The sequence below is a fragment of the Micromonospora nigra genome (genome assembly GCF_900091585.1).
In the GTDB taxonomy this organism is placed as follows: domain Bacteria; phylum Actinomycetota; class Actinomycetes; order Mycobacteriales; family Micromonosporaceae; genus Micromonospora; species Micromonospora nigra.
The window spans coordinates 5,594,625-5,610,688 of sequence record NZ_FMHT01000003.1; the positions used below are offsets into that span (position 1 = coordinate 5,594,625).

Sequence of the window (16,064 nt, forward strand, 5' to 3'; positions counted from 1 at the left end):
CATCGTGAACGCCGGGAGGGTGACGCGCCGTCGGGCGACGGCGAGCCCCGGCAGGGGCCTGCCCGGAAGCGCCGGGCCAGCTCCGGGAGCGCTCCCGAGGATGGTCCGGTCGTGTTCGTTCTCGGTCTGGGGTACGGAGGGCGGCGGTCAAAGGTTCAGCACTGGACAAACGAAGGTGTCTTCGTGAATACTGGATCGTAGTTCGAGGGGGAGTACCCGCCACCGGACGCGCCGTACGTCATTACGGGCCTCAGGGCCCCGGCGGCGCGGGCCGCCACGACGACGGCGGCTCGGGGAGACCTTCGACCCGTACGCCGGCGACCCGCGCCGGCCGGTCGAGGGGAGAACCGCAATGTCGTTCGCCGTGCCGTGGTGGGCCTGGGTGGCGCTCACCGTCGCGATCGCCGTGATGCTCGCGATCGACCTGTTCATGCACCGCGACAACCACGTGATCGGTTTCCGCGAGGCCGCCGTCTGGTCGGCGGTCTGGATCGTCGCCGGCCTGGCCTTCGGCGGCGTGCTGTGGGTCTGGCAGGGCGACGAGGCCGCCGGCGCCTACTACGCCGGCTACCTCATCGAGAAGGCGCTGTCGGTCGACAACGTCTTCGTCTTCGCGCTGATCTTCACCTACTTCGCGGTGCCCGCCGCATATCAGCACAAGGTCCTCTTCTGGGGCGTCGTCGGCGCGCTCGCCTTCCGCCTGGTGTTCATCTTCGTCGGCGTGGAGCTGCTGGAGACCTTCTTCTGGACCGCCTACCTGTTCGGCGCCTTCCTGATCTGGACCGGCTGGAAGATGGCCTTCCAGCACAACGAGGAGGTCCACCCCGACCGCAACCCCGTGGTTCGCCTGGTCCGCCGGATCATCCCCACCGACGCGCGGTACCACGGCGACCGCTTCTTCGTCCGGCTCGACGGCCGGCGGGTCGCCACCCTGCTCTTCGTGGTGCTCATCGCCGTCGAGGCCACCGACCTGATCTTCGCCGTCGACTCCGTCGCCGCGGTCCTCGCGATCACCACCAGCACCTTCATCGTCTGGACCGCCAACGCGTTCGCCGTCCTCGGCCTGCGCAGCCTCTACTTCTGCCTGGCCGGGCTGCTGCGTCGGTTCACCAAGCTGCACTACGGGCTCGCCGTGCTGCTGGCCTTCGCCGGCGTCAAGCTGATCCTGTCCGAGACCCCCGTGGGCAAGCTGCCCATCCCGCTCACCCTCGGCGTCATCGTGGTCGTGCTCACCGCCTCGATCGTCTGGAGCCTGCGCGCCACCCGGGGCGCGCAGCCGGCCGGGGAGGAGCCCCGTACGCCGGTCGGCGGCTGAGAGTCGGCCCCGGCCCGCCGCAACGTTGCGGCGGGCCGGGGCCGCGTCGGTCGCACCGACCGTGGCGGCGCCGCACCCGCGCACGATGGCATCTCGGACGATCTGCGGGAAAGGTGCGGATGATCCGATAGTGTTCGGTGGAGTGGAAGGTTCGATCGCGGTCACGGACCAGGCGGCGGCGAGCCGTCGGCCGGGCCGGTGGGCGCTGACGGCCCTGGCGGTCTGCGCGGTCGCCGCCGGATGCCAGCGCCCGCCGTCGCCGTACCCACCGTCGCCGTCGGCATCTCCACCGTCCGTGTCGCCTCCGCCGTCGGGTGCCACCGTCCGGCCCGGCCTCGTCGACCTGGCCGACGTCGACCCGCGAATCCTGACCGACTTCCGTTACGCCACGGCCCACAACTTCGTCGGTCGGCCGATCGCCGGCTACGAGGAGCCGCTGTGCCTGTTGACCCGGCCGGCCGCCGAGGCGCTGCGCCGCGTGCAGGACGTTGCCCTCGAACAGGGGCGCAGCCTCAAGGTCTACGACTGCTACCGGCCACAGCGGGCGGTCGACGAGTTCGTCGCCTGGGGCGCACAGCCCGGCGCGCAGGAGATGAAGGCCGAGTTCTACCCCCGCGTCGCCAAGTCGGATCTGTTCGCCGAGGGGTACCTCGGCGCACCCTCCGCCCACAGCCGGGGCAGCACCGTCGACCTGACCCTGGTCGACGTCCCGGCCGCCCCGCAGCCGACGTACTCGCCCGGTCAGTCGTTGCGGCCGTGCACCGCCCCCGCGCAGCAGCGGTTTCCCGACAACAGCGTCGACATGGGTACCGGCTTCGACTGCTTCGACCCGCTCTCCGCCACCGACAACCCGCGCGTCGACGCCACCGCCCGCGCCAACCGGCGGCTGCTGGAAGGGCTGATGACCGACGCCGGATTCGTCAACTACGACCGGGAATGGTGGCACTACCGCTACCGGGACGAGCCGTGGCCCGACACGTACTTCGACCTGCCGGTGGCCCGGTCGTCGACCGGCCATCGCGGTGGATCATGACCTTGGTCCCGGCTCACCCCGAATGTCGGCAACAACGCCATGATCGACGGGGCTGGACGACCACGCCCACGGTGGGGGGATATTCGTTGCGGGGGATCACCGGGGCCCTTAGCGTCATGGGCGTAGATCGAGCCCTCTGAGGAGCTTGCCGTGTCGCAGCGCAACCGCACCGAGGCCCCGCGGCCCACGCCGCGCGGCGGTGCCCGGCTGCACAGCGGCGAACGCGCCGGGGGGCGGCGCCGGTCGCAACGGGGCCGGTGGCGGGGGTGGTGGCGCGACTAGCGCCGGCGCGTGACGCGCAGCCGCCCACCCCGCCGGGGCCGGGGCGGCTTCTTCGTGCCCGGCCGCGGGCGCGCCGTCGGAGCGACAGCTCGCCCGGCCCTCATCCGATGGCCGCCGCTTCGAACGGCTGCGGCCTCGAACTCGCTCGGCCCACGATCACTGTCGGCCACCGCCGCGCGGCACCACACCACGACACGAGGAGACGACGATGGCACACAGCACCCTGGCCGGCACCCGCGCGCCGGTACGGGTCTGGACCGACCCGTACGGCATCGAGCCGCAGGCCGCACGGCAACTGCGCAACATCGGCGCGCTCCCGTGGGTGGCGGGCGTCGCGGTCATGCCGGACGTGCACTTCGGCAAGGGCGCCACCGTCGGGTCGGTGATCGCGATGCGTCACGCCGTCTCCCCGGCCGCCGTCGGTGTGGACATCGGCTGCGGCATGTCGGCGGTACGCACCTCGCTGACGGCCGCCGACCTGCCCGACGACCTCGCCGCCCTGCGCCGGGCCATCGAGGACGCGGTGCCGGTCGGCTTCGCCCAGCGCGACGACGCGATCGACCCGCGCCGGGTGCGGGGCCTGGAGCAGCGTGGTTGGGACGACTTCTGGCGGCGCTTCGGTGACCTCGACCGGCGGGTGGCGCAGCTGGAGACCCGGGCCCGGCGGCAGCTGGGCACGCTCGGCGGCGGCAACCACTTCATCGAGGTCTGCCTGGAGCAGGGCGGCGCGGACGCCGGGCGGGTGTGGTTGATGCTGCACTCCGGCTCCCGCAACATCGGCAAGGAGCTGGCCGAACGGCACATCGCGGTGGCCCGCGGGCTGCCGCACAACGCCGACCTGCCCGACCGGGACCTGGCGGTGTTCCTCACCGGCACGCCGGAGATGGACGCCTACCGCCGGGACCTGTGGTGGGCGCAGGAGTACGCGCGACGCAACCGGGCCGTGATGCTGGCGGTGCTGACCAACGTGGTGCGGGAGCAGTTCCCGCACGTGGGCTACGACGAGCCGATCTCCTGTCACCACAACTACGTGGCGGAGGAGCGGTACGACGGGGTCGACGTCCTGGTCACCCGCAAGGGGGCGATCCGGGCCGGTCGGGGGACCTGGGCATCATCCCCGGGTCGATGGGCACCGGGTCGTACATCGTGCGGGGCAGGGGCAACGAGGCGGCGTACTGCTCGGCGTCGCACGGGGCCGGGCGGCGGATGTCACGGGCGCAGGCGAAGCGGACCTTCAGCACGGCCGACCTGGCGGCCCAGACGTCGGGGGTGGAGTGCCGCAAGGACGCCGGGGTCGTCGACGAGATCCCCGGCGCGTACAAGGACATCACCGAGGTGATGGCCCAGCAGGAGGACCTCGTCGAGGTGGTCGCCCACCTCAAGCAGGTGGTCTGCGTCAAGGGGTGAGCAGGTGACGGCCGGTGCTGGTGCGCCGGCCGTCGCCGGCTCAGCCGGTCGGGGTGGGTGTCGCCGGCACTGCGACCGGTGTGGTGCGGGCGGTCGGTGTGCCACCGGAGCCCCGCCGTCGGGCAACCCTCACGTAACAGGCGACGGGGTCGTATGACGCGTTCGTGATGACCCGCGCAGAGCGATGCTGATTAATATCTACGGACATCGATAAGCGGCGCGCGGTGCGCCGCCGAACCGCAGGGAGTGCGTGATGATCCGACGACAACTGCTGCGTACGGCCGGTGCCGTACTGGCGGCGGTGCTCGCCGCGACCGGGGTGCAGGTTGCCACCGGCAGCCCCGCCTCGGCAGCCCGGACCGTCTACTACGACGCCAGCCGGGCCGGCGAGTTCCGGAGCACCTTCGACCAGGCCGCGCAGATCTGGAACGGCCGGGTCAGCAACGTGCGACTGGTGCCCCGGTCCCCGGGCAACATCACCATCTACGTCGACAGTGGCTGGCCCCGGGCGCAGGTCTACTCCCTCGGTTCCGGCCGCATCTGGATGGGCATGACCGCCGTCAACCAGGGCTACAACCGCACCCGCATCGCCACCCACGAGTTCGGCCACATCCTCGGCCTGCCCGACCGGCGCACCGGCCTGTGCTCCGACCTGATGTCCGGCAGCAGCGCCCCGGTCTCCTGCACCAACGCCAACCCCAGCGACGCCGAGGCCAGCCGGGTGAACCAGCTCTTCGCCGGCAGCGCCGCCGCCGCCGACGTGGCCGGGACGTACGAGGAGGTCACCCCGTTCGTGGTCGGTGGCCGGCCGGCCACCGAGAACTACCCGTGGATGGTCTACACCTCCGGCTGCACCGGCACCCTGATCAAGGCGAACTGGGTGGTCACCGCCAAGCACTGCCCGACCCCGAGCTCGGTGCGGGTCGGCAGCGTCAACCGCACCAGCGGCGGCACGGTCGTCCGGGTGATCCGCGCGGTCAACAACCCCACCATCGACGTCAAGCTGATGCAGCTGGCCAGCTCGGTCAGCTACGCCCCGGCCTCCATCCCCACCACCTCCGGTGCGGTCGGCACCGCCACCCGCATCATCGGCTGGGGTCAGACCTGTGCTCCCCGGGGCTGCGGCTCCGCCCCGACCGTGGCGCACGAACTGGACACCTCGATCGTGTCGGACACCCGGTGCCTCGGCATCAACGGCCGGTACGAGATCTGCACCAACAACACCAACGGCAACTCGGGCGCCTGCTACGGCGACTCGGGCGGCCCGCAGGTGCGCCGGATCAACGGCGTGTGGCACCTGATCGGCGCGACCAGCCGCGCCGGCAACAACAACTCCACCTGCGCCACCGGCCCGTCCATCTACGGTGACCTGCCGTCGATCCGTACCTGGATCAACAGCCAGGTCGGCGGTCTGCCGGCAGCGGCAGTCTGACCCCGGTCCACGGATGCCCCCGGCCCCGGGCCGGGGGCATCCCCGCGTCCGGACCACTCCGGCCAACCGTGGCGACGGTCCGGCCGGGCCGGGCGGGAACCACGTGGAATACTGGCCCGATCATGAGCCGATTCGGACTGCTGGTCCTGCCCGCCACCAACCGGGTGTACGCCCACTCCGCCGTCGACCTCACCCGCGCCGAGCTGGAGATCTTCAGCGGCGCGGTGCTCGGCGGCCGGATCGGGGAACTGGACACCGCCACCGTCGGGGGTGCCCGCTACGTCACCTTCACCGCCGACGGCGGGCTGGACGAGCGGGACGCCGCGCTGCTCGGCAACGTCTCCGCCGCGTACGCCCTGTTCGAGTTCGTCGGTGACCTGCTGCGGCCGGTGCCGCTGACCCGGCTCGACCGCTACGACGACGACCTGGTGACCATCCAGAAGTACGTCGGCAAGACCAACGAGCAGTTCACCAAGCTGCTGCTCAACGTGACCCTGCTGGCCACCGAGTGGGCCGGTGACCTGCTGACCCGCCGGTTCCGGGTGCTCGACCCGCTGTGCGGGCGCGGCACCACCCTCAACCAGGCCGTGATGTACGGCTTCGACGCGGCCGGGGTGGACCGCGACCAGAAGGACTTCGAGGCGTACCAGGCGTTCCTCACCACCTGGCTCAAGCGCAAGCGGGTCAAGCACCGGGTGCTGGAGTCCGGCCCCGTCCGCCGGGAACGCAAGGTCGTCGGGAAGCGGCTGCGGGTCGAGCTGGCCGCCTCCAAGGAGGCGCACAAAGCCGGTGACGTGCAGACCGTCGACGTGGTCAGCGCCGACACCACCCGGGTCGGGGAGTTCTTCCGCCCCGAGTCCGTCGACCTGGTCGTGGCCGACGCGCCGTACGGCGTGCAGCACGGCAGCCGGACGGCCGAGACCGGCCTGGCCCGCGACCCGCTGGCGCTGCTCACGGCGGCCGTGCCCAAGTGGGTGCGGCTGCTGCGGCCCGGTGGCGCGCTCGGCATCTCGTGGAACACGAACGTGGCCCGCCGCGACGACGCCGCCGCCGTGCTGACCGACGCGGGACTCGACGTCTGCGACGACGGCCCGTGGCGGGGCCTGGCCCACCGGGTGGACCAGGCGATCGTGCGCGACGTCCTGGTCGCCCGCCGGCCCGGCTGAGCCGGGCCGACCCGCAACGGACCGTTCAGCGGCGAGCCCGCACGGCCGCGACGGTGGGGCTGAACGCGGTCAGAACCGGTCCCGGAAGGCGATCACCAGCCCGATCAGCGGTCCGGTTCGAACTGTGCCGACCGTTCCTCCGTGCTTATGATCGACGACCCCTGACAGCAACGACGGAAAGTACGACGGATCGGTTCGGTCCGGACGCAGGTGAGGAGCTTCGGTTGCCGCGAACCGCCCACGCCTTCTGGCTGCGCGCCCCCGGCGAGGGCGAGATCCGGCCGGTGACCCTGCCCGCTCCCGGCCCCGACGAGGTCCTCGTCCGGGCCCGCTTCTCCGGCGTCAGCCGGGGCACCGAGACGCTCGTGTTCACCGGCGGCGTTCCCGAGAGCCAGTACGCCGCCATGCGCGCCCCGTACCAGGAAGGCGACTTCCCCGCCCCGGTCAAGTACGGCTACCTCAGTGTCGGCGACGTCGAGGCCGGGCCCGACCACCTGCGCGGTCGGACGGTGTTCTGCCTGCACCCGCACCAGAGCGCGTACGTGGTGCCGGTCGACGCCGTCGTCGTCGTACCGGACGGGGTGCCGGCGGCCCGCGCGGTGCTCGCCGGCACGGTGGAGACGGCCGTGAACGCACTGTGGGACGCCGCTCCACTGGTCGGTGACCGGGTCAGCGTGGTCGGCGGCGGGATGGTCGGCTGCGCGGTGGCGGCCCTGCTGGCCCGTTTTCCCGGGGTGCGGGTCGAACTGGTCGACCCGGACGAGACCCGCGCCGGGGTGGCCGCGGCGCTCGGCGTCGACTTCGCCGCGCCCGCGGCGGCCACCGGCGGGCGGGACCTGGTGGTGCACGCCAGCGCCACCGCCGCCGGCCTGCAACGGTCACTGGAGCTGCTGCGGCCGGAGGGCACCGTGGTCGAGCTGAGCTGGTACGGCGACCGGCCGGTGCAGCTGAGCCTCGGCGGGGTGTTCCACTCTGGACGCCTCACCGTGCGTAGCAGCCAGGTCGGCGCGGTCGCGCCGGCGCGGCGGGGCAGCCGCAGCTACGCCGACCGGCTCGCCCTCGCCCTCGACCTGCTCGCCGACCCGGCCTTCGACGTCCTGCTCAGCGGGGAGTCCCGCTTCGCGGAGCTGCCCGACGTGCTTGCCCGACTCAGCGCGGGTGACCTGCCCGCGCTGTGCCACCTGATCCGCTACGACGGGGAGTGAACCGTGTTCAGCGTGACCGTCCGTGACCACATCATGGTCGCCCACAGTTTCTCCGGTGCCGTGTTCGGGCCCGCCCAGCGGCTGCACGGCGCGACGTTCGTCGTCGACGCCACCTTCCGCCGTCCCGATCTCGACGACGACGGAGTCGTCGTCGACATCGGGCTCGCCACCGAGCAGCTCAAGGCCGTCCTCGGCGAACTCAACTACCGCAACCTCGACGACGAGCCGGCGTTCGCCGGCACCAACACCACCACCGAGGTGCTGGCCCGCACCGTCGCCGACCGGCTCGCCGCCCGGGTGGCCGCCGGCGACCTGGGCGTCGGCGCGCACGGCCTCACCGGCCTCACCGTCACCCTGCACGAGTCGCACGTGGCCTGGGCCGCCTACGAACGGTCCCTCCCGTGACCGCCCACCCCACCGACCTGGACGGCAGCGGGCGCTGACCGTGCCGACCCTGCACGTCGTGCTGCCCGGCGACATCGACGATCCGGCGGAACCCAGCGGCGGTAACGGCTACGACCGGCGGATCTGCGCCGGCCTGGCCGCCGTCGGCTGGGCGGTGCGCGAGCACGCCGTGCCCGGCTCCTGGCCCCGGCCCGGCGACGCGGACCGTGCCGCCCTGGCCGCCGTGCTCGCCGGGCTGCCCGACGACGCCCCCGTCCTGCTCGACGGGCTGGTCGCCTCGACGGTGCCGGAGCTGCTCACCGCGCAGTCCGCCCGGCTGCGCCTGGTGGTGCTGGTGCACCTGCCGCTGGAGGACGAGGCGGAGGAACGGGCCCTCGCGGCGGCCCGGGCGGTGGTGGCCACCAGCGACTGGACCGGCCGCCGGCTGTGCCAGCGGTACGCGTTGCCCGCCGGGCGGGTGCACGTCGCCGCTCCCGGTGTGGAGCCCGCGCCGCCCGCGACCGGCTCGCCGGCCGGCACGGCGCTGCTCTGCGTCGCCACGGTCGCCCCCCACAAGGGACACGACGTGCTGGTCGAGGCGCTGGCCACGCTCACCGACCGGCGGTGGACGCTGACCTGCGTGGGACCGCTGACCCGTGACCCGGGCTTCGTCGACCGGCTGCGCGGGCGCGTCGACGCGTACGGCCTCGGCGGCCGGGTCCGGCTGGTCGGCCCGCTGACCGGCGACGGGCTCGCCGCCGCGTACGATGCCGCCGACCTGCTGGTGCTGGCCACCCGCGGCGAGACGTACGGGATGGTCGTCACCGAAGCCCTCGCGCGCGGCATCCCCGTGCTGGCCAGCGAGGTGGGGGGCATGCCCGACGCCCTCGGGTGGGCCCCCGACGGCACCCGGCCCGGTGTGCTGGTGCCCCCGGACGACCCGGCGGCCCTGGGCGGAGCGCTGCGCCGCTGGCTCGATGAGCCGGCCCTGCGCGAAGGGCTGCGCCGCGCCGCCCACGACCGGCGGGGGACCCTGCCCGGGTGGCCGGTCACCACGATCCGGATCGACCAGGTGCTCAAGGAGGCGATGGCGGCATGAGCGAGTGGAGCGTTGACCTGCCCCCCGATTTCGCGCACTGGCTGGCCCTGCGGGAGCCCGCCGACGTGGCCGCCCGCTCGGTCGACCTGGTCGACGCGGTACGGCGGCGACTGGCCGGGCCGGTCGTCGTGCACGACCTGGGCTCCGGCACCGGCTCGCTGGGCCGCTGGCTGGCCCCGCTGCTGCCCGGCCCGCAGCGCTGGGTCATGTACGACCAGGATGACGACCTGCTCGCCCGCGCCCGCGCCGACATGGTCGACACCGCCGCCGACGGCAACCCGGTGACGGTGCGGACCCGGCGCGGCGATCTCACCCGGCTGACCGCCGCCGACCTGGCCGGCGCGTCCCTGGTGACCGCCTCGGCGCTGCTGGACATGCTCACCGCCGAGGAGATCGACCGGCTGGTCGACGCCTGCGTGGGGGCCGACTGCCCCGCCCTGTTCCTGATCTCGGTGACCGGTGCCGTGCGGCTGGACCCGGTGGACCCCCTCGATGTCGAGGTGGCCGAGGCGTTCAACGACCACCAGCGGCGTACCGTGGGCGGGCGAACCCTGCTCGGCCCGGACGCGGCGCACGCCTGCGCGGCGGCCTTCGCCCGGCACGGGGTGCCCGTGACGACCCGCCCCAGCCCCTGGCGGCTCGGACCCTCGGACGCCGCGCTGACGGCGCAGTGGTTCACCGGCTGGTTCGACGCCGCCTGCGAGCAGCGTCCCGACCTGGCCGGCCGGGCCCGCGGGTACGCCCGTCGTCGGCTGGCCGAAGCCGCAGCCGGCCGGCTCGACGTCACGGTGGAGCACGTGGACCTGCTCGCCGGGGTCGGTTGAACCGGCGGCCCGCCGGTTCCGTGGTTACAGTCGGAAAAGATCGTTACTGCCGGGGAGGGCGGGCGTGGTGGCAGCTGGCGCGCGTGGACGACGGTCGCTCTGGGGCTGGGTACGCCTGCTCGGCGGTGTCGCCGTGCTCGCCGGCCTGCTCGGCTGGTTCGGCACCGGCCCGTTCCTGGCCGGTCTGCGCCTGATCGACGCGCCGGCCCTCGCCGCCGCTCTCGGCATCGGGGTGCTCACCACGGTCTGCTGCGCCTGGCGGTGGAGCCTGGTCGCCGCCGGGTTGGGCGTACGCCTGCCGCTGGGGGAGGCGGTGGCGCACTGCTACCGGGCCGTGTTCCTCAACGCCACCCTGCCCGGCGGGGTGCTCGGCGACGTGCACCGGGCGGTGCGCCACGGCCGTGACGTCGGCGACGTCGGGCGGGGCATCCGCGCGGTGGTGTGGGAGCGCACCGCCGGCCAGGTCGTGCTGGTGGCCGTGGCGGTGGTCGTGCTGGCCGCCTTCCCGTCGCCGGTCCGCCCCCACCTGCCGGCGGCGATCGCCGGGCTCGCCGCGGTGGTGCTCGTCGCCGGGTTGGCAGCCCGGCTGCTGCCCCGCAGCGGGGCGTCCCGGTGGGCGCGTGGTCTGCGCACCGCCGTGGCCGACGTGCGTTCGGGTCTGTTGGGTCGGCGCACCTGGCTGGGTGTGCTGGTGGCCTCCACGCTGGCGGTCGTCGGCCACCTCGCGACGTTCGTCGTCGCGGCCCGCACCGCCGGGTCCACCGCCCCGCTGTCCCTGCTGGTTCCGTTGACCCTGCTCGCCCTGCTGGCGATGGGGGTGCCGGCGAACGTCGCCGGCTTCGGCCCCCGCGAGGGCGTGGCCGCGTGGGGCTTCGCCGCCGCCGGTCTCACCGCCGCCGAGGGCGTGGCCACCGCCACCGTGTACGGAGCCCTGGTGCTCGTCGCGAGCCTGCCCGGAGCCGCCGTCCTGGTGGCGGCCCGGCGTGTCCGAGTGCCTGCCCCCGCCTGACGAGGAGTCCCATGTCCGAAACACTGCCTGTCGCCACGGTCCGGACGCGGGTGACGGTCCCGCTGCGGTTCCCCGACGGCTACGTGACCACCGCCCGGGTGCACACCTTCGACGGCCTGGTCGACGGCCGGGAACACCTCGCCTTCGCCCTCGGTGACCGGGTCGGCGGGCCGGACGACGGGGCCGGCGGCGGCGTGCCGCTGGTCCGCCCGCACAGCGAGTGCCTGACCGGCGACGTGTTCGGCAGCCAGCGCTGTGACTGCGGCCCGCAACTGCGCGAGGCGGTCGAACGCATCGCCGAGACCGGCGGTTACCTGCTCTACCTGCGGCAGGAGGGCCGGGGCATCGGCCTGTACGCCAAGCTCGACGCGTACGCCCTGCAGGACGCCGGGCTGGACACCTTCGAGGCCAACCTGGCCCTGGGGCACGCCGAGGACGAGCGGGACTACACCGTCGCCGCGCAGATGCTCGCCGCGCTGGGGGTCGAGAAGATCGCGGTGCTGAGCAACAACCCGGAGAAGACCGTCCAACTCGGCCGGCTCGGGCTGACCGTCACCGAACAGGTGCCCACCGGGATCTTCCTGTCCCCGGCCAACGCCGACTACCTGGCGGCGAAGGCCAGCCGGGCCGCCCGCGCGGTCGACCTGCCCGGCGTCCGGTGACCGGCCCGACCCGGCGGCCGTACGTGCTGCTGAGCTGCGCCACCTCGATCGACGGGTACCTCGACGACACCTCCGACGAGCGGCTGCTGCTGTCCAACGAGGCCGACCTGGACCGGATCGACGCGGTGCGGGCCGGGTGCGACGCGATCCTGGTCGGGGCGGGCACGGTGCGCTGCGACGACCCGAGGCTGCTGGTGCGCTCGGCGCGGCTGCGGGCGCAGCGGGTCGCCCGGGGCCTGCCCGAGTCGCCGATGAAGGTGACCCTGACCGGCTGCGGCGACCTGGACCCGACGGGCCGGTTCTTCACCCTCGGCGACAGCGAACGGATCGTCTACTGTGCCAGCCCGGCGGTGGAGAAGACCCGGCACCGGCTCGGTGGGTTGGCCACGGTGGTGGACGCGGGCGACCCGGTCGACCCGGCCTGGACGCTGGCGGACCTCGCCGGGCGCGGGGTGGGCCGGCTCATGGTGGAGGGCGGGGCGGAGGTGCACCGGCAGTTCCTCACCGCCGGGCTCGCCGACGAGCTGCACCTGGTGGTGGCCCCGTTCTTCGTCGGCGACCGGCGGGCGCCCCGCTTCGGCGGCGACGGCTTCTTCCCGTGGCACCCCGGCCGGCGGGCCCGGGTGGTGGAGGCCCGCCAGATCGGCGACGTGGTGCTGACCCGGTACGCCCTGTCGGAGCGCTGCCCGCAGGGGTGACCCTCGCCCACCGGGTGCCGGGCCGCCCCCGTCGCGGCCGGGCCGGTGTGCGGGCCGTCCCAGCGTGGCCGGGCCGGTGTGCGGGCCGCCCCGGCGTGGCCGGTCAGCCCTCGAACGTGGCCCGGTCGAGGAACAGCAACCGGGCCCACTTGTCCGGCAGGTCGACCAGGGGACCGTCGACGAATCCGGTGCGCCGCAGCCGGGCGAGCACCCGGTCGTTGCGCGCGTCCGGCTCCATCACGATCCGCCGCCGGCCCGGGTCGCGGAACACGAAGGCGAGGAACTCGCGCAGCAGGGTGCCGGTGAACCCGGGCTCGGGCCGGTCGGTGGGGCCGATCAGCAGGTGGACGCCGTGATCGCCGGGCCGCACGGGGTAGACCTGGCCGACCGGGTCGTGTTCCGGCTCGTACGACTGGAACAGGGCGACCGGCGACCCGTCCCGCAACGCCAGGTAGGCGTGGTGTGTGGGCAGCGAGTCGACGTACCGGTAGATCTCGGCCACCCGGTCCCGGTCGGCGTCGGTCATGCCCCAGAACCGGGCGCGGTCCTGGCTCACCCAGGAGTGGATCACGTCGGCGTCGGTGTCCGGGGCGACCGGCCGGAAGACCACCCGCCCGAAGCCCGGCACGTCCCGCTCGTGGTGGTGTTCACTCATCGCGTTCCTCGATCAGCTTCGCCCAGTCGCAGGTGACGGGGGTCAGGTCGCCGCGCAGCCAGAGCGGCTGCTGGTCGTCGCGGTGCGCACCGCCACCGGTCGCGCCGTGCGGCACCACCCACCGGCTGTGCTCCCGGTCGGCCAGGTCCCACACGTAGCGGGCGGCCGGACCGCGCAGGCACAGGTCGGTGACCCCCGGGACGCTGGAGGTGGCCAGGACGCAGTCGTGGTCACCGGACAGCTCCGGCCCGGGGCCGGCCGCCGGGTCGGGCAGCGCCCGCCACGCGGCCAGCCGGTGCCGTTCCCCCCACCGCCCCGCCGCGCCGGTTGCGGCGACCTCCTCCACCGCCGCGCGTACCAGCGCCGCGCCGTCGACGTCGAGCAGGTCGCTGCGCAGCAGTGAGTTCAGCGCGTGACCGACCCGGGGGAGCAGGGCCAGCCAGGGGGCGAACACCTGCGGGTACGCCGGCGGTTCGGCCAGGTCGGCCAGGGCCGGGTGGGCGGCGAGCCGGCGTACCACGGCCGCCCGCAGGTCGGCGTACGCGGCGGCGTCGGCGCTGTCGGCGGCCATCCGCCGGTCCCAGCGCAGCAGCCGGTCGCGCAGGGCGGCGGCGGCCGGGGTGAGCCCGTCCAACCCGGCGAGCAGGCCCAGCAGCGGCCCGGACGCGGCGTGGTGGGTGTCCATGTGGACGGTCGACATCTGCTCGGGCCGCCACCCCGTGGACGTGTCGAGCAGTTCCCGGATCCGGTCGGCCCGGTACGGCGGCGCGAACTCGACCCCCAGGGGCGCGGACAGTCCCCGCTCGTTGGCCATCACCGCGACCCCGTCCACCCGGGCACGCGGAGTGGGCTGCCAACCCCGCCAGGCGTACGCGGCGTCCCAGGCGGGCACCACCCGCAGCCGGTTGTCGTCGTGCCGCTGCGGCACCCGGCCGGCGACCCGGTGCAGCAGCCCGCCCGTGGTGTCGGCGGCCAGCACGACGTTGACCGGCTCGACCCAGCCGTCGAGGGCCGCGTCGACGTCGTCGACGGTGCGGGCGCGCAGCAGGGCCGGCAGCACGGCGAAGCCGAGGTCGCCGGTGACCCGGGGCGGGTGGCGCAGGGCGACCGCTCCCGTCGGATCGTCGGGGCCGCCCGCGACGACCGGGCCCCGCTCGGTCTCGATCACCTCCACCTCGACGGGTGCGCCGCCGGCCACCTCGACCGTCTCCACGTGCCGGTGCGCGGGCCGCCAGCCGTCCGGCCCGTACGCCTCGACCGCGTCGCCGCGGCGACGCAGCCGCTCCGCGTACAGGTCCTGGTAGTCGGCCATCGCGTTGGTGATCGCCCAGGCCACCGGCCCGGCGTGCCCGAAGTGGGCGATGCCGGGGACGCCGGGCACCGCCAGCCCGGCCACGTCGTACTCCGGGCAGGCCAGGCGGATCTGCTGGTAGATGCCCGGGGCCTCGATGAACCGGTGCGGGTCGCCGGCGATCAGTGGCGCACCGGTGGCGGTGCGGTCGCCGGCCAGCAGCCAGCCGTTGCTGCCGGAGGTGGCCGGTCCGTCGGCGGCGAACAGGGTGGCGGCGGCGTCGCCGAGCCGGCGGGCGACGTGCTCGCGCCACAGCTTCGTGGGGAAACCGGCGAACAGCACGTGGTGACCGAGCCACAGCGCCAGCGGCGTCCACGGCTGCCACACCCCGGGGGTGAGCCCGCAGGTGGCGAACTCGGGCGCCCGCGCCGCACCCGTGGCGAGCCCGGCGTTGACGCCGTCGACGAAGCGGCCCACCCAGGCGGCCGTGGCCGGGTCGAGGGCGGCGTGACAGCGCCGGGCGGTGTCGGCGAGGCGGACCCGGCGGGCGAAGACGTCCCAGGCGAGGGCGTCGGGGCCGAGGAACGCGGCGCTGGTGCCCTGGGCGCGGTGCCGCTCCACCTCCAGCTGCCAGGCCCGGTCGACGGCGGTGACCCGGCCCTGCGCGTAGGCCAGCCCGCCCGGCTCGGGGGCGCGCAGGTGCGGGACGCCCCACGGGTCGCGGAACAGGCGGTGACCGTCGGCGTCGTCCGGTGCGGGGGGCGGCGGCGTCACCGGGTCACCGTACCGGCTCGGCGGCGGGCGGCAGGAACCACGAGCGGGGTGCCGGTCTCCGGGTCGTCGATGACCCGGCAGGGCAGCCCGAAGACCTCCTCGACCAGGGCGGCGGTGACGATGCGGCCCGGCTCGCCCTCCGCGACGACCCGGCCGTCGCGCATCGCGATCAGATGGGTCGCGTAGCGGGCGGCGTGGTTGAGGTCGTGCAGCACCGCCACCAGGGTGCGGCCCTGCTCCTCGTGCAACCGGGCGCACAGGTCGAGCACCTCGATCTGGTGGGCGATGTCGAGGTAGGTGGTCGGTTCGTCGAGCAGCAGCAGCGGGGTCTGCTGGGCCAGCGCCATGGCCAACCAGACGCGTTGGCGTTGGCCGCCGGACAGCTCGTCGACGTGTCGGTCGGCGAGGTCGGCGACGCCGGTGGCGGCCATCGACCCGGTGACGATCCGCTCGTCCTCGCGGGACCACTGGCGCAGCAACCCCTGGTGCGGGTACCGGCCGCGGGCCACCAGTTCGGCGACGCCGATGCCGTCGGGCGCGGTCGACGACTGCGGCAGCAGGCCGAGGGTGCGCGCGACGGCGCGGGCGGGTCGGCGCTGGATGTCCTCGCCGTCGAGCAGCACCGCGCCGGTGGCCGGCTTCAGCAGCCGGGACAGCGCCCGCAGCAGCGTCGACTTGCCGCAGGCGTTGGGACCGATGATGACGGTGAAGGACCGGTCCGGCACGTCGACGGTGAGGTCGGTGGCGACGGTGCGTCGGTCGTAGGCGAGCGTCAACCCGCGTCCGCCCAGCCGGGAGGTGGGCACGATGGTGGCTCCGTTCTCGTCG

At 74.3% G+C, this 16,064-nt stretch carries 14 protein-coding genes and 1 pseudogene; 12 read left to right on the forward strand and 3 right to left on the reverse strand.

Translation table 11 applies throughout. From position 1 onward, the window contains the following. The first annotated feature begins 352 nt into the window (after positions 1–352). From GA0070616_RS24625 to GA0070616_RS24680, 12 genes and pseudogenes are all read left to right on the forward strand, one after another. Complete coding sequence (locus GA0070616_RS24625) at positions 353–1,315, forward strand: TerC family protein (protein WP_091088027.1); 963 nt, start codon at positions 353–355, stop codon at positions 1,313–1,315. A 142-nt stretch (positions 1,316–1,457) separates the two neighbouring features. Then, the gene (locus GA0070616_RS24630; RefSeq protein WP_342672290.1) at positions 1,458–2,348 is read left to right on the forward strand and encodes a M15 family metallopeptidase; all 891 of its coding nucleotides are present in this window, start codon (positions 1,458–1,460) and stop codon (positions 2,346–2,348) included. A gap of 490 nt (positions 2,349–2,838) precedes the next feature. Then, positions 2,839–4,037 (forward strand): annotated as a pseudogene (locus tag GA0070616_RS24635) (RtcB family protein). Positions 4,038–4,290: 253 nt separating this feature from the next. Then, a complete protein-coding gene (locus GA0070616_RS24640) occupies positions 4,291–5,469 on the forward strand; it encodes a snapalysin family zinc-dependent metalloprotease (RefSeq protein WP_091088030.1) in 1,179 nt (392 codons plus the stop codon). A 122-nt stretch (positions 5,470–5,591) separates the two neighbouring features. After that, the gene (locus GA0070616_RS24645) at positions 5,592–6,635 is read left to right on the forward strand and encodes a TRM11 family SAM-dependent methyltransferase (RefSeq protein WP_091088034.1); all 1,044 of its coding nucleotides are present in this window, start codon (positions 5,592–5,594) and stop codon (positions 6,633–6,635) included. A 224-nt stretch (positions 6,636–6,859) separates the two neighbouring features. Beyond that, the gene (locus tag GA0070616_RS24650; RefSeq protein WP_091088038.1) at positions 6,860–7,840 is read left to right on the forward strand and encodes a zinc-dependent alcohol dehydrogenase; all 981 of its coding nucleotides are present in this window, start codon (positions 6,860–6,862) and stop codon (positions 7,838–7,840) included. A gap of 3 nt (positions 7,841–7,843) precedes the next feature. Beyond that, the gene (locus GA0070616_RS24655) at positions 7,844–8,245 is read left to right on the forward strand and encodes a 6-pyruvoyl trahydropterin synthase family protein (protein ID WP_091088041.1); all 402 of its coding nucleotides are present in this window, start codon (positions 7,844–7,846) and stop codon (positions 8,243–8,245) included. 40 nt (positions 8,246–8,285) lie between these two features. Beyond that, positions 8,286–9,323: a glycosyltransferase family 4 protein gene (locus tag GA0070616_RS24660; RefSeq protein WP_091088045.1), complete on the forward strand. Its 1,038-nt coding sequence runs from the start codon at positions 8,286–8,288 to the stop codon at positions 9,321–9,323. Further along, positions 9,320–10,147 (forward strand): class I SAM-dependent methyltransferase, encoded by an 828-nt coding sequence (locus GA0070616_RS24665; RefSeq protein ID WP_091088049.1) that lies wholly within the window; start codon positions 9,320–9,322, stop codon positions 10,145–10,147. Before GA0070616_RS24660 ends, GA0070616_RS24665 begins: the two co-directional genes overlap by 4 nt. Before the next feature lie 64 nt (positions 10,148–10,211). Beyond that, positions 10,212–11,156 carry a lysylphosphatidylglycerol synthase transmembrane domain-containing protein gene (locus tag GA0070616_RS24670; protein ID WP_091088052.1) on the forward strand — a complete coding sequence of 315 codons (945 nt, stop codon included), beginning with the start codon at positions 10,212–10,214 and terminating at the stop codon, positions 11,154–11,156. An 11-nt stretch (positions 11,157–11,167) separates the two neighbouring features. Beyond that, a complete protein-coding gene (locus GA0070616_RS24675) occupies positions 11,168–11,818 on the forward strand; it encodes a GTP cyclohydrolase II (protein ID WP_091088055.1) in 651 nt (216 codons plus the stop codon). After that, positions 11,815–12,516, forward strand: a complete 702-nt coding sequence (locus GA0070616_RS24680) for a RibD family protein (RefSeq protein WP_091088059.1) — start codon at positions 11,815–11,817, stop codon at positions 12,514–12,516. The genes GA0070616_RS24675 and GA0070616_RS24680 overlap by 4 nt, the downstream gene beginning before the upstream one ends. Before the next feature lie 103 nt (positions 12,517–12,619). Here GA0070616_RS24680 and GA0070616_RS24685 read toward each other — a convergent pair whose 3' ends face one another. The 3 genes from GA0070616_RS24685 to GA0070616_RS24695 are packed head-to-tail and all read right to left on the reverse strand — an operon-like array spanning position 12,620 to position 16,012. Beyond that, positions 12,620–13,171, reverse strand: coding sequence for a GNAT family N-acetyltransferase (locus GA0070616_RS24685; protein WP_091088062.1), 552 nt, complete (start codon positions 13,169–13,171; stop codon positions 12,620–12,622). Then, positions 13,164–15,236: a penicillin acylase family protein gene (locus GA0070616_RS24690; protein ID WP_091088066.1), complete on the reverse strand. Its 2,073-nt coding sequence runs from the start codon at positions 15,234–15,236 to the stop codon at positions 13,164–13,166. The genes GA0070616_RS24685 and GA0070616_RS24690 overlap by 8 nt, the downstream gene beginning before the upstream one ends. Next, complete coding sequence (locus GA0070616_RS24695; RefSeq protein ID WP_091091548.1) at positions 15,233–16,012, reverse strand: ABC transporter ATP-binding protein; 780 nt, start codon at positions 16,010–16,012, stop codon at positions 15,233–15,235. The genes GA0070616_RS24690 and GA0070616_RS24695 overlap by 4 nt, the downstream gene beginning before the upstream one ends. Positions 16,013–16,064 lie beyond the last annotated feature (52 nt).